9 protein-coding genes, 1 tRNA gene and 1 riboswitch are annotated in these 13,991 nt (G+C 47.1%); of the genes, 4 read left to right on the top strand and 6 right to left on the bottom strand.

Going from position 1 to position 13,991, the window contains the following annotated elements:
• Nucleotides 1-95 precede the first annotated feature (95 nt).
• A complete protein-coding gene (locus tag D0S45_03855; GenBank protein ID TIH19325.1) occupies nt 96-1,667 on the bottom strand; it encodes a DEAD/DEAH box helicase in 1,572 nt (523 codons plus the stop codon).
• Nucleotides 1,668-1,818: 151 nt separating this feature from the next.
• Between D0S45_03855 and D0S45_03850 the strand changes: the two genes are divergently transcribed.
• Nucleotides 1,819-2,256, top strand: a complete 438-nt coding sequence (locus D0S45_03850) for a hypothetical protein (protein ID TIH19324.1) — start codon at nt 1,819-1,821, stop codon at nt 2,254-2,256.
• Nucleotides 2,257-2,320: 64 nt separating this feature from the next.
• A complete protein-coding gene (locus D0S45_03845) occupies nt 2,321-4,372 on the top strand; it encodes a hypothetical protein (GenBank protein TIH19323.1) in 2,052 nt (683 codons plus the stop codon).
• 90 nt (nt 4,373-4,462) lie between these two features.
• On the opposite strand, the gene D0S45_03840 is transcribed toward D0S45_03845, so the two are convergent.
• The 5 genes from D0S45_03840 to D0S45_03820 form a co-directional block, all read right to left on the bottom strand.
• Entirely contained in the window at nt 4,463-5,410 is a 948-nt protein-coding gene (locus D0S45_03840) for an alpha/beta hydrolase (protein ID TIH19322.1), read from the bottom strand.
• 182 nt (nt 5,411-5,592) lie between these two features.
• Nucleotides 5,593-8,277 carry an adenosylcobalamin-dependent ribonucleoside-diphosphate reductase gene (locus D0S45_03835; GenBank protein ID TIH19321.1) on the bottom strand — a complete coding sequence of 895 codons (2,685 nt, stop codon included), beginning with the start codon at nt 8,275-8,277 and terminating at the stop codon, nt 5,593-5,595.
• 301 nt (nt 8,278-8,578) lie between these two features.
• A riboswitch (cobalamin riboswitch) is annotated at nt 8,579-8,723 on the bottom strand.
• A 153-nt stretch (nt 8,724-8,876) separates the two neighbouring features.
• Nucleotides 8,877-8,963, bottom strand: a tRNA-Leu gene (locus tag D0S45_03830).
• A 213-nt stretch (nt 8,964-9,176) separates the two neighbouring features.
• On the bottom strand, nt 9,177-10,466 hold the full coding sequence (locus D0S45_03825; GenBank protein TIH19320.1) for a citrate synthase: 1,290 nt from the start codon (nt 10,464-10,466) through the stop codon (nt 9,177-9,179).
• A 415-nt stretch (nt 10,467-10,881) separates the two neighbouring features.
• A complete protein-coding gene (locus D0S45_03820; GenBank protein TIH19319.1) occupies nt 10,882-12,264 on the bottom strand; it encodes a PAS domain-containing protein in 1,383 nt (460 codons plus the stop codon).
• 249 nt (nt 12,265-12,513) lie between these two features.
• On the opposite strand from D0S45_03820, the gene D0S45_03815 reads away from it, so the two are divergent.
• Both D0S45_03815 and D0S45_03810 read left to right on the top strand, forming a co-directional pair.
• A complete protein-coding gene (locus D0S45_03815; protein ID TIH19318.1) occupies nt 12,514-13,497 on the top strand; it encodes a 4Fe-4S dicluster domain-containing protein in 984 nt (327 codons plus the stop codon).
• Complete coding sequence (locus tag D0S45_03810) at nt 13,490-13,960, top strand: iron-sulfur cluster-binding protein (GenBank protein ID TIH19317.1); 471 nt, start codon at nt 13,490-13,492, stop codon at nt 13,958-13,960. Before D0S45_03815 ends, D0S45_03810 begins: the two co-directional genes overlap by 8 nt.
• The last annotated feature ends 31 nt before the right edge of the window (nt 13,961-13,991 follow it).

Raw genomic sequence — 13,991 nt, 5'->3', positions numbered from 1 at the left:
ATTGGCAATTTATTGTGCGAAGCGGCGAAGCCCTAATGAAAGGTTTTGGGATTCTTAAACCCTTTTGCAAAAGGGTTTAAGCCGCCGGAGGCAAATTAGCCGCGTTTCAACAAAGGTCTTTCGTTCTGGGAAGCCCTGTTTACTGTGCGCATTACGTTATCGGAATCACCTGCGGGCACGGTGAAGGTGGACTGGCGTCCCTGAATCTTCACGTGCTGGATGCGTACGGGATTGATGCGTGCGCGGCGGCAGATCATGTCTACCAGTTTGCGCGGGGTCATACCGTGAGAGCGGCCTACGCCTGCGGTGAAACGAACACGACCACGTGGGCCGCCTGCGTTGGGGCCGCCGCATTCATCAATCTTGCGGTAGCTGCGTTTGTCCAGAACACCACCCTGTGAATGCTTGAGCAGCGCGGCAACAGCCTCGATAGGATCAACGTCTTCGAGCAGTTCGTGAGCAAGGTCGAGGTAGGAAAGGTGTTTGCCTGCTTCAACAATCTCGCTGAGTTCAGCACCCATGCGGGATTTTTTGACATCAATAACTTGATCGATAGTCGGCAGAGGCTTTTTGTCTACACGGAGCTGGGTTACTTTGGTGATGTAACGCAGCTTGCCGAATTCGCGGGGGGAAATCAGGGTAACAGCTACACCTTTTTTACCTGCGCGACCAGTACGGCCAATACGGTGAACAAAGCTCTGCGGGTCCTGCGGCAGGGCGAAGTTTACAACGTGGGACAGGTCCGGCACGTCAATACCACGCGCAGCAACATCGGTAGCCACAAGGATTTTACAGCGGCGTTTACGGAAACGCATGAGGATATCCTCACGGCGGGCCTGTGAAAGATCACCGTGGATAGGTTCGGCAGGGTAACCGCGTTCGCCAAGTGCTCCGGCTACGCGGTCGGCATCTGCACGGGTGCGGCAGAAGACCAGTCCGTAAAATTCATTCTGCGCGTCAACAACGCGGCAGAGAGCTTCAAAGCGGTCACGCTCATTAACTTCGTGAAAAAGGAGCTCGGTGAGCTGTGCTTCGTTTTTCTCGCGTTTAACTGCGATGACATCATAATCGCCCATGAATTTCTTTGCGATACGCATGACTTCGGGAGGCATGGTAGCGGAAAAGAGCAGGGTGCGGCGGTCTTCGCCAGCGTGTTCCATGATCTCGGAGACTTCTTCAAGAAAGCCCATGTTGCACATTTCGTCAGCTTCATCGAGTACGAAGTTGTTGATCTGGGAAAGGTTGAGGGTCTTGCGGCGGATGTGGTCTAGTACACGACCGGGGGTACCAACTACGATATCCACGCCGCGTTTAAGGGCTTTGAGCTGCGGAAGCATGGGCTGGCCGCCGTAAACAGTGGCAACGAAAATTTTGCGCTTGCCACGGAAAGACATAATTTCATCCGCAACCTGCATGGCAAGCTCGCGGGTCGGGGTCAGGACAATCGCCTGAACATGTCCGGCACCTTCGCGGATGTTTTCAATGATAGGCAGGCCGAAAGCTGCTGTTTTACCTGTTCCGGTCTGAGCCTGACCCACGATGTCCTTCTCGCCGGAAAGGAGCATGGGGATGGTCTTTTCCTGAATAGGGGTGGGAGCGGTAAAACCTTTTTTTTCGAGGGCTTCAATAGTAGCGTCGGAAAGGCCTAAATTTCTAAATTTTTCCATGATATTTTATCTCTCTAAATGCGGTAAATATAAAAGTTGTATTAAAAAGGGCAAAAAACAGAGCAGCGCGTCTCAGTTCTCAGCTGGGCGCGTGTTTGATTCCCATTTCAGCTATTCCGGATTTATAAAAATCTTTTAGTATATTTCGTGATTGCTGGCAAAAGTACAGCAATGCAAAGCAGAGCGCGAAATTCGCGGTCTGTTAGGGATATTCCGGTCAGGCGGAAAAAGGGTGAAAAACAAAGCAAGACCTGCCCCTTATATACAGGGGAGGTTTGTAGCTACCGTAATTAATGTCCGGTATTTTTGGAGGGACCGTCCGGTTATCTCGATCTACTTAAGGAGGGGTAAAACTCATCAAGGGCAGATCGTACTTTCTCCTGAAACAGCAAGGCGAATTGCCTGCATCACTGGTCCCAATCTTCTAATTAGGTTTCAGGGGAATCGTCACATTAAGGACGATGTACGAAACAAGTACACTGCCCTTGCAATTAAAAACTCGGGTCTCTTAGGACCCAAAACAACCGGATATGGACGGACGCGAGAACTGTTAAGCACCGAATGGGTGTTGGGTCAAGGGTTTTCTTGATTGTGTTGAATTTTAAAAGTGTTCGTAATAATCATGGGGAAGATTATTAAATGATGAGGTTTTCATGAAATATCTTGTTCAGAGCAAAAAATTTTCTGTTTTAAAGCAGCTTGTAAAATTAAGATCTAATGAAGATCATCCTGATATAAATGATGTTCTAGGTAAGTACGGTTTAAATACCGCTGCGCATTTTAAGGATATGGAATGTCTACTTATAAATTTGTCGGACGAATTAGTGGACTATGAAGATGGATCCTTTTCTGTGAGTGTTGACGAAGTTAAAGCAGAAGTTAATCAGGTTGCTGTCGAAATGGTTTTAAACGGTAGGAATGCTCCTAGTGTGTATGGAGATTTTATTTGTTTTTTGTCTAGGTCGAACGTGGAAAAATTTAAATCATTCTCTAATGAAGTGTGGAATGACGTTTTATACATTTATTTTGAGCTTATTAGACGTGGTGAAAATCGGTGGTGGAAATTAATTAAACTTCAACTTCAGCAAGCGAACTTGAATTGTAGAATTTTGAAAGAAATGCGTAAGTATAAAATTACTTTCGCTGATGGTAAGTTTAATTATGAAAAAACTAAATATTTAAAAATTGTACGTGATATAGAATCGCTAGTGGTTGAAGTTGGGGCTATAGAATTTTTAGCAATAATTTTCGATAAATTAAGTAGTAAATATTCCTACGCAAGTGGGCGGTATTTACAGCCGCGTTTTTATGACTCAGGTACCAATAGATTGGTTCTTCAAATTCCGTATATGTATTTAATTATGTTATGTGTTAAAAACATACATTCATATCCTTCTAAAAAAAATAAATCTGTTAACACTAAAATTTGTAAAATTATTTTGCTGTCGTCAAATTTAGTATTTATGCATGACTGTTACCAGTTTAATCGCTATTCCGATATGCTTATGCTCAAGAGTGGGTACAGATATGTGCTGGACACAATTAAGCGAAATTTAATGTATGACGAATTATTCAAGCTCAAACAACTGGGAGAATATTACGTTTGTGATTTTTTAGAAGGACTATTGAAGCTTAAGGATTCTTCTGCTGTAGAACGGAAATTAGGATTTAGGATTAAAGACTACTTTTCATTAGTGAAGAAAATATATGCTTTCCCGAAGAGAAGTATGGTCCTTTTTAAGGAAAATTACTTTTTAGACTCTGAAATAAAAATTTTAAATGCGATTTCTCATGGGACGATGGTCAATGATGGTTATGGCCTTCCCAAGAATGCATCAAAGGTTGGAAATCTATTTTTGTCAAAACCATTGATACGAATAGAGTCAGACTACTTACTCATAGACAAATGCTTGTGCGGTTGGGGATTCTATGAAGTTATAATGTTATTGCTTGGTCATAAATATAGTTCAGATATCGGTAAGAATATTGAGGAAATTATTAAGAATAAATTTATTGATAGTGGCTTCACGGTGCATTCCGGGGAATACCTTGGTAGTTCCCGTGAATGTGACTTAGTTGTAGAGGAACAATGCCATGTCAGTTTTTTTGAAGTTAAAAAGAAATCAATCACACGCAAAAGTGTTGAGGGTAATGAGACAGCAATTATTGGAGATTTAGTTGATTCTTTTTTTCATGCCCAAGAACAAATTTTAGCTCATGAAAAGCATTTAGTAAATAATGGAAAAATGAAATTTAAAACAGGTTCCACATTAGTTGTGGGGGATAAGGATATTGAAAAAATATCGATGTCTTTGTTTGAAAGTAGTTACTTAAATACTAGGGGAGCAGCTTCATCTATATTTGATTTTATTAGAAGTGTTGAGTTTAAAGAAAATAGAAATAAGATGAAAGGGATGAAATTAAAAGATAGAGTTAAGGCTTCGCGATTTGTCAAAAGTAAGAATAAGTTGATTAAACGCGTCAACAAAGAGTTGTTTGAAATGTACGGAGATGATGATGAATTGTATAGATACGAGATGCATAGCGTTTGGTTTAACTCTTTAGAGTTTATTTGTTTTTTGGTTGATCAAGCGGGCCGTCGAGAGGAAAGCTTCTGTGAGCTTTTGCAGAAGGTTAAGTCGATCACCTGCAATTCATCTGATATTTTTTATGAATATGAGTATAGTGTTGGATTGTCGCGTTAAATAATTGAGTATGTCATTCTGTTGGTCCGTATATAAAAAAAGCCGCGACTCCCGTCGCGGCTTTCCAAGCTTTCTCCAATTCACCAAACCCTACAAAATCAATTCCTGATCAGGTTTAAATGATCCGGGTTTCTTGATCAGCGATATCATGTGCTGAAAAGCGGGACTCTGCATTTCGTCACTGTCCATGAAATAAGTGTGTCCTTTGAGATCCAGCTTGTTGTTGAAGCTGTCGCAGTTGGCGGCGATTACCTTTTTCTTGACAATTTCACCCCAATCTTCCGGCCCTGTGTGCCCCATTCGCCTGCTGAAGACCATGTTCTTTACGTTAGCAGCTTTGCTGGCGGGCATGGCAATGTCATCATTGGCGTAATAGCAGACGATGTTTCGGGACGCGCTGCATATGTAATGACCTTCTTCGCCTTTGCCTAAACACTCGTTGGGGATGTCGGAGGCCATGAGAAAGGTGTTGGTGAATAGGAAAGGCACGTCGGCCCTTGCTATATTTTTTGCGAAAAAGGGGAGTGATTTTAGCATAACACGCCCGCCCATGGAGTGAGCCATGATGTGTATCCGCTTGCGGCATGGATCTTCCCGGTTAGCCATCTGCCATTCCATGAGTTTGCCTATGGCACGGGCAAAGAATTTTCCGCTGAATTCCGCAGATTCCTGATCATCCCAGTAATCTTTTAATACTCCGAAATCATTATCGCAGGGCCAGACCAGAGGCAGCACTTTTACTTTGCTGCATCCCGCCTCATTAAGTTGTTTCTGCATGCGGGCTGTGTTTGGAAAAATATCTTCCCATGGCTGGTTGTTGAAGCCGTGGATGTAGATGAGGAATTCATCGTAACCATGTTCGTCTTTAAGCTCTTTGAACATGGCTCCGCTCTTGAGTAACTCAATGCTGCGGTCTGGACCAGTCTTGCAGAATGACAGGTCCGGGGAGCAGAGGTTGCTTTTCTTAAATTTCTTGTTTTCATCTGATCCGGTTAAAACCCTGTTGGTAATGAAATAAATGTTGCTTAAATCTGCCATCCTATCCTCCTTAAGGATTATTAGGGCAAGAATATAGGTGACGGGTGGTTTTTTGTAAACAGTGTTTTGATTTTATATCTAGTCCTTTGCTCGTTTTTAAATCTCATGCCTCAATAAAGATAAAAAAAGCCGCAACTCCCGTCGCGGCTTTCCTTTTTCTAATTCTCTAATCTTCCTTAAACCTACCCGCAGGTAGTATACCCGCAAGCCTTGCAAATCTTGCAACCGCCCTCGGGGACGTATGCTTTTTGGCTGCATTCGGGGCAGCGATCGCCTAGCCCTTTGGATACGATGGTCTGATCATCCATATCCAAGGATATGTACTGGCGCAGTATGCGGGAAATTATCGCAGCCGCATCAATGATGTTGTAGCTGGAGCGGTCCAGTTGGGTGAGGATGCGGTCAATGGGCATTCCCACGCGCAGCAGCATGCTGGTTAAGCGGGTGATGGTTTCCCACAGAGAGTATTTTTCCTGAAAAACCTGCTCATTGTAGAACCCGTCTCCGGTCATCCCGGCTTCTTTGGGAAGTTTAACGAATATTTCAATGGGGTTGCCGGAATCGTCCAAGGATACAATGATGTACATCTTGGAACCTTTCCACATAACCCGGTGCCGTTCGGCCCGTTCAATATCGCCGAGTTCTCTTTCGATCAGGGTCGGATTCTGGCCCAGCATGGTCGGATCGGCTTCTTTGGTTTCTTCTTTTTTACTCAAGACACCTTTTTTACAACCGTTGCGGAAGACCGTTACTCCCTTAAGTCCTTGTTTCCAAGATTCAAGGTAGATCTCAAAGATGGTTTCCTTGGGAGTCTCCTCGGAGAGGTTGATGGTCGAAGAAATGGAACTGTCGGTGTACTGCTGGATCGCGGACTGCATGCGGATGCGGTCCATGTAATCCAGTTCATCGGCCTGCACGTAATTCAGCTTTTCTTTTAGCTGCTGGGCGGTGTATTTTCCGAACAGGTGCTCCTGATTGGTTTCAAGCATCCATTTCAGCGGGGGCATGTGAATGAACTCAAAAACTTTTCCGGCTTCAAGCCTTGTTTCACGGGCGTAGCTGAACAGGAATGCCGGTTCTATTCCTGAAGTGCAGTTGTCGGACATGATGGAAATGGAACCGGAAGGGCCGACAGTATTAAAAGCTGTATGGCGCAGGCCGGTTTTGAGTATCTTTTTGCGCAACTTCTTGGGCAGATCAAGGTTGCTGATGTATGGGCATTCCAGAAAGCGGCTGCGTGCGTCTTTATCCTTCAAGGCTTCAACTTCACCGAACCGCTCGGCAATGTCGGCACTGACGGATATTTCAGCGATGGCTTTGTCGCGCATGACTTCTTTGATGAAATCAATAGATTCGTCACTGCCGTAACGCATGCCCAGCATGGCGAGCATATCGCCCAGTCCGGTGAATTCTATGCCGATCCGCTTGCCGTATTTATCAGCATCACGATGCTTCTGAAGCGGGTGCTTGTTCTGGTTGAGATCAGACATGGTGTCCATGAAGGACATGGTCCGGGTCAGGTCATGATGGAAGAGATCGGTGTCGAAACGTGCTTCCTTGGTATACGGATTGACCACGTAACGGTACAAAACCATGGCTCCGAGCAGGCAGTTGCTCCAGTAGCCCAATGCCTGCTCGCCGCAGGGGTTGGTGGACATAGGCTTAAGGCGCAGGGGATCAATGTATGTGCCGGGGGTGTTACGCTGGGTGGTGTCCTGATAAAGGATGCCCGGATCACCGGATTTCCATGCTGATTCACTGATCTCTTCAAGCAGGTCTCTAGCTTTAACTGTGTCGTATTCTCTAAGGGGAAGTTCCAGTTCCTGCCAGCGGCTGTAATCACCGTCCCAGAGTTCGTTGTATACGGATTTTACCGGATCGAAGATGTCGGAAGTCTCGTTGCGGCGTCTGGAAAGGGAAAAGGTCAGTGGTTCGTCGGCAAGGACAGCGTTTTCGCTATTCACCGGAAGATCAGGCTGTACTTTGATCAGCTGCTTTTTGGGATCGGTGCCGATAACTTTGTAGATAATTTCAGCCTCAAGACGGTCCCCTACCTGCGGATCAAGGGCCTTGTATACTTCCGGCAGCAGTTGCAGGGTGGATTCATCGCAAATCTTACCGCTGATTTTAAATCTGTCGGGGAAAATGAAGGTCCAGTCCTTATCTTCTTCCACGGCCTGCATGAAATCATCGGTAACTTTAAGGCTGATGTTTGCACCGAAAACGTCCTGAATTTTACCAGTCAGGGAATCAACTCCGAAAATTTCTTCAGGTTTGCTCTTGCACCAGATGAAACGGCGGGTTTCCGGGTGCCTGATATCAAGAGATATCATCAGCGCGCCGCGTCTGCCGTTCTGCCCGATGGTATTGGTCAGCTCACTGAAAAGGGGCATGAAGCTTACAGCCCCGGAAGAAGTCACCGCAGCGTTGTTTACCGGATCACCGGAAGGACGCAGGATGGTGATGTCGATGCCGCTTCCCCCCCGGTAGGAGTAGGTGCGGGCAAGTTTTTTCTGGGCTTCGAAGATTCCTTCAAGGGAATCAGATTCAATCTTGGCCAGATAGCAGTTGCTCAGTGAGCATTTAGCATGTTCATTCCCGAGGCCGGAAAGTATGGAACCGGCAGGAATGAAACGCCCGGATTGGAGCATTTCGCAAACCTGCTCATTTTCCTGATTCTCGAAACGGGAATGTTTTAAAAATTCACGGCAAAGTCTGTTTTTGACGTCAGTAAAGGAGTGTTCCTGAAGACGTCCTTTGCGGTCACGGATCTGATATTTTTTGGAACTGACGGTTTCCTGAAAACGGGTGTGTTCTTCAAGAGCCATTTTAGCTGATTCGCGGGTGATTACAGATTGTTCGGTCATTATGGTGAGGATCCTTTAGAGGGCCTAGTTTTGGGCCCAGCTGTCTGAACTTTTTTGCTTTTATAAGCAAGAGCAGTGATTTGTATTTCTCGGCTATTTGCGAAAATTATGGAGCATACCTTAGCATCGGGCAAATACCTTGTATTTCATAGCGAAATATATCTGCCGAGAATAAGGCTCTCTATAGTGGAGACAGTCTTTTAGATTTGTGGCGCAGGGACCCAGAAGGCATGTCCTGCTTTTTTTTGAAACCGGAGAGCATACTTTAAAAGGTGCATCCGGGAGATGGTAATTATCTGCATAATGCAGATATGCTTCAGGCAGGGGGGCTGGCTTTTTCTGATCCTCAAAAGGATAGAACTCACAGCGGCAGAACCGCCCCGGATTTTAACCGGATTCCCTTATTCTAAATTGAAAGAATAAATTCCTGAAGTGAAAAACAACGAGAAGAAGTTTAACAAAACCTAAACTGCGGTCAATAATTTTTACCTGTTTTGTAGCAGAAACATCCTTAGCCCAATGGGCAGTAGGGCTGACTTGTTGTCAGTGGTAAGAACACAAAAAAGCCGCAACATTTGTTGCGGCTTTTTCTAGAAAAATGGTGCCGAAGAGAAGACTCGAACTTCCACGGAGAAACCTCCACTAGACCCTGAACCTAGCGTGTCTACCAATTCCACCACTTCGGCACGGCGAAGAACTATCTATAAATATCGCGTGTGAATTGCAAGCTTTATTTTCATAAAAAGTTAATTTTTTTGAAAATAACTTGAGTTTTACACTGCCTAAAAAAGTATTGCCCGTAATCTCATCCCTTGTGCAGGGCGGGATTACGGGCATATCCGGGTAGGTATATCCATCGCTTCGGGGCCGGATAAGCCTCAAACCGATACTGACTAGATTTACTTCCTGAAATCTATAGGTACGTAATTTCTGGGAGTTTCGCCAGTGTAAATCTGGCGCGGACGGTTAATTCTTGCTGCCGGGTTGGTGTAATCTTCGTACCAGTGGGCAATCCAGCCGGGCATGCGGCCGATGGCGAACATTACCGGAAACATGGTTACCGGGATTCCCAGCGCACGCAGGATGATGCCGGAATAGAAGTCCACGTTGGGGTAGAGCTTGCGCTCGGTAAAGTATTCATCGGAAAGCGCGCGTTCTTCCAGTTTCATGGCGATATCCAGCAATTCATCGCTGAAGCCGTGCTGCAAGAGGTCATGAGTGGCTTCTTTGAGGATTTTTGCACGCGGGTCAAAGCTCTTGTAGATGCGGTGCCCGAAGCCCATGAGGCGGCATTCTTTTGTTTTGACCTTCTCGATGTAGTCATCAATGGTGTAATCGCCGTTCTGGATGGTTTCGAGCATGTCGATTACAGCTGCGTTGGCTCCGCCGTGCAGACGGCCCCAGAGGGCGCAGATGCCGGAAGATACGGAGGCGAAGATGTTCGCCTGAGTGGAACCGACCATCCTTACTGTGGAGGTGGAGCAGTTCTGTTCATGGTCGGCGTGCAGCTGGAAGATCAGCGAAAGTGCTTTTACCGCTTCTATGGGCGGATCGTACTGCTTATAGGGGATGGAGAACATCATGTGCAGGAAGTTGTGGCAGTAGCTCAAGTCCGGGTCCGGGTACATAAAGGGACGCCCTATGGATTTGCGGTAAGAAAATGCCGCAATGGTACGCACCTTAGAAATGATCTTGCCCACAGCAAGGAAAAATTCGGACTTGTCGTTGATGTCGTAAAGGTCCGGGTTATGGCTGCCCAGCGCGTTGATTACTGCGGAAAGGATCGCCATGGGCTGGTTGCGGTGAGCGGGGAAACCTTCGAAGTGGTGACGCAGGTCCTCGTGAATGAGTTCCTCTGCGGTGAGCAGGGCGGAGAAGCGGGTCAGGTCTTCCTTAAGAGGCAGTTCACCGAAGATGAGCAGCCATGCGGTTTCGATAAATTTACCGTGTTTGGCAAGATCTTCGATGGGATAACCGCGATAACGCAGGATTCCATTTTCGCCGTCTACAAAGGTAATGTCACTGGTGCAGGAGCCGGTATTGCCGTAGCCGGGATCGTAGGTGATGAGGCCGCTCTGCGCTCGGAGTTTGGTGATGTCTACGCCTGTTTCGCCTTCTGTTCCATGGATTACAGGCAATTCGTATTCTTTACCGTCATACTTCAAGATCGCGATGTCTTTATCACTCATGTACTTAACCTCCGGTTAATTGTCTGTGCGCGCTGTATCATGTCTCTGTTTTCGGGCAAGAAACCACAGCATTCAAAGACAAAGCATGCGCACTGGCTATCCAGCTCTGCGCAGACCTGCTTGATGCCGGGTCTTGCGGTCCGGGTGCAAGGTCTGGAGCCTTGCGGAGTTCCGGATATTTAGCGGGCAGAAATGTGATTTCTTTTGGACTGGACAGGGCTTTAGAACCTGTTGCTCCAGTGTAAATGGTTTTACGGCGATTTGTAGGGAAACAGCGGATGCTTTTTCCCGATGTTGCAAAGGTATTTACTCAAATTCAGCTGAAAAGTCCAGTTGTGGCGACAGTATTATCTTTTGAAAAACAATTTAAAATCTGTATAAAGTTCAGCAATAGCGCGGTTTTTTTGAAGGTAGCTTATTCTTCCAGCCTATATTGGACCGAGTATTTGCGCATGCGATTATGGACGGTTCCCCGGCTTATTCCGAGGATCTTTGCTGCCTTACTTTTGTTTCCTCCGGCATGCTTTAAGGCATTGATGAGTGCCTGTTTTTCGTCCGGTTCCATGATTGGACTGATTTGTTTCGGGCATGGTGTTGCACTACTGGTTTCCCCAATGTGTGGGGGTAGGTGGTCGGGCAGAATCGGGCCACTGTCTTTGACTACGGCAGCATATTCCAGTGCGCTTTTCAGTTCCCGCACGTTTCCGGGCCAGTCGTAGCTCATGAGTTTACGCATGGTTTCCGGGGTTGGGCCTTCGCCTTGATTGATATGATCGTGCAGGTGGATGAAGTGATCCACCAGCAGGGGCAGGTCTTCCTTACGTTCCCGCAAAGGCGGCAGGTGTACCGGGATTACATTGATGCGGAAGAAGAAATCTTCGCGGAACTGCTTTTCTTTAACCAGATGGCGCAGGTCCTGATTGGTGGCGGTAATCAGTCTTGCATCCATGGACAGGTTGATATTCTCACCCACCCGTTCAAAGGAACGAGTTTCCAGTACCCGCAGCAACTTGACCTGAATGGGCAACGGCACATCGCCAATTTCATCTAGAAAAATTGAACCGTCAGCAGCTTCCTCAAAGCGGCCCTGTCTGTGGCGGTAGGCTCCAGTGAACGCTCCCTTTACATGGCCGAACAGCTCGCTTTCCAGCAGGGATTCATTGAGCGCAGCGCAATTGAGTTGCACAAAAGGCTTATCTACACGGGGGCTCATTTCATGGATGGCTTGCGCTGCCAGTTCTTTACCCGTGCCAGATTCCCCGTAGATGATGACCGGGGCATCGGAGCGGGCGGCTTTGCGCAGCAAGGTATAGACTTTCTGCATGGCCGGGGAATTGCCCACAAATCCGCAAAGCCCGCTTTCTTCATGCTGTAGCTTCTGGGAAAGTTCTCGAATTTTCAGATCCTTGCGGTCAAGCTCGGTAATGTCGGTAACTGTTTCCACCGCGCCGAGGATGCTGCCGTCATCGTCCATGAGCAGGGAAGCATTTTTCAGCACATGCAGGTAGTTTCCGTTTTTGCCGATGATATGGCAATTTTTGCGGCTTTCCTTGCGTTTTTTAAATAATCCGCACCAGTGTTCGTCGGTTTGTTCGCGTACTATCCGGCAGGCATCACAGCCCAGCACGGAGCAGGGCTTGTTCAGCAGCTCTTCCTTGGAGAATCCGGTCATGCGCAACAGAGCATCATTTACCATCATAATAGTTCCGTTGGGGCGGATAATGATCAGCCCGTCATTCATGGTGTCGATGACTTCCCGTAAATAAAGGTCGATGTCCTGCTCGGTCATGATATTTATCCAGTGTTTAGAAAGTGTTCAAATTCCTCTGTTTATGTATTTATTTGAACATATGTTTGTACATGTGTTCAAGCGTTTTGTGCTTATTCAGGATTGCTAGGCACAAATAAGTAGGCAGGACTAGCCATAAACAAAGGGAATATGGTAATTATTGAGTCAATACTAAAAGTAGGTACGGATTCTGCTCTGTCTTAAGCATAACCGTTTCACGATGAAGCTGAATTTATTGCAGTTCGAAAAGGAATACGTATGACAGACAAGAAGAACGGAATTTCCCGAAGGAATTTCTTAAAGGGGCTTGGAGCCGCAAGCGGTGCCATGCTCCTGCCTGCCCGTGATGTTGCGGCAGCGGGCAATAGTGATGAAGAACTTTGTACATTGCTCAATCTTTCCAAGTGTATCGCTTGCGGTGAGTGCGTCTCAGCCTGTCGTGAAGTGAACGAACCCAAGTTTCCCAAGCCCAAGAAGCCATATCCCGAAATGCATCCCAAGAGCCGGGTCAAGGTTGAAGACTGGTCAGAACGCACCGACGTTGATGATCGTTTAACGCCCTACAACTGGCTCTACATTCAGAGTACGGAGGTGGAATATCAGGGCGAGACCCACGAAGTTAATATCCCACGCCGTTGCCTGCATTGCCGTAATGCTCCCTGTGCCAACCTCTGTCCGTGGGGTGCGGCCGGAAAGCAGAAGAACGGTATCGTGCGCATTAATGAAGATGTCTGTCTTGGCGGGGCCAAGTGCCGCACGGTTTGCCCGTGGCACATCCCGCAGCGTCAGACCGGAGTCGGGCTGTATCTAAGGCTCATGCCCGGTTTTGCCGGGAACGGAGTCATGTACAAGTGTGACCTCTGTTACAACCGCATTGATCAGGGTGAACTACCTGCCTGCATCAAAGCCTGCCCGGAAGATGTACAGACCATCGGCCCGCGTAGTGAGATCCTCAAGAAGGCTCATGTATTGGCGGAAAAGAACAATTGGTTCATTTACGGCGAGGAAGAGAACGGAGGAACCAATACTATCTACCTTTCCCCGGTACCTTTTGAACTGCTTAATGAAGCGGAGGTAACAGGTCCCGGAAAGCCCGGACTCGGATCGGTGGAAGATTCCATGGCTGACGAGGAGAAGTTGGCTTACGCAGTGGGCGTCGCGCCTTTTGCCGGGATCGCTGCCGGAGTTATTAAGGCCGGAAAATTTCTAGCAGCCGCAACAGGAGGTAAGGACAATGATTAGCCTCCTCTTTGCACGCATATTCAAGCTGACCATTTTTATTATGGCTTTGACCGGGGCGGCTCAGATGCCCATATTCAAGCGCTACTACATCGCGGATATTCCGGGGCTGGGCTGGCTGGCGGACTTCTACCTGACCAATAAGATTCATTATGTCTTTGGGGCAGTACTCCTTTTTATGGCTTTGTACCTGCTGACCATATTCATTCTGGCCGGGAAGAAGCACTTCAAATTGTCTTCTTCAGGCATGCTGCGGGCTACTCTTTATATGGCTGTAATAGGTACCGGGTCCTTACGGGTGGTCAAGAACCTGCACTCGGTAACCTTTGATCCTTTTACGGTCATGCTCATTGACTGGACCCATCTGGGATTTGCAATGCTGCTGGGCATGGCGGCCATGTATGCTTTTCTCCGGGGGCGGAAGTCGTATCTGGAAAAGGGGCCGGGACTTGGATTTATGAAGTAAAGTAACCGGGGCCTTTGTCCCGGTCATCTAT

Source organism: Marinifilum sp. JC120 (assembly GCA_004923195.1).
Taxonomy (GTDB): Bacteria; Desulfobacterota; Desulfovibrionia; order Desulfovibrionales; family Desulfovibrionaceae; genus Maridesulfovibrio.
The sequence above is the reverse complement of the archived record's forward strand: the minus strand, read 5'-3'. Positions and strand labels throughout refer to the sequence as shown.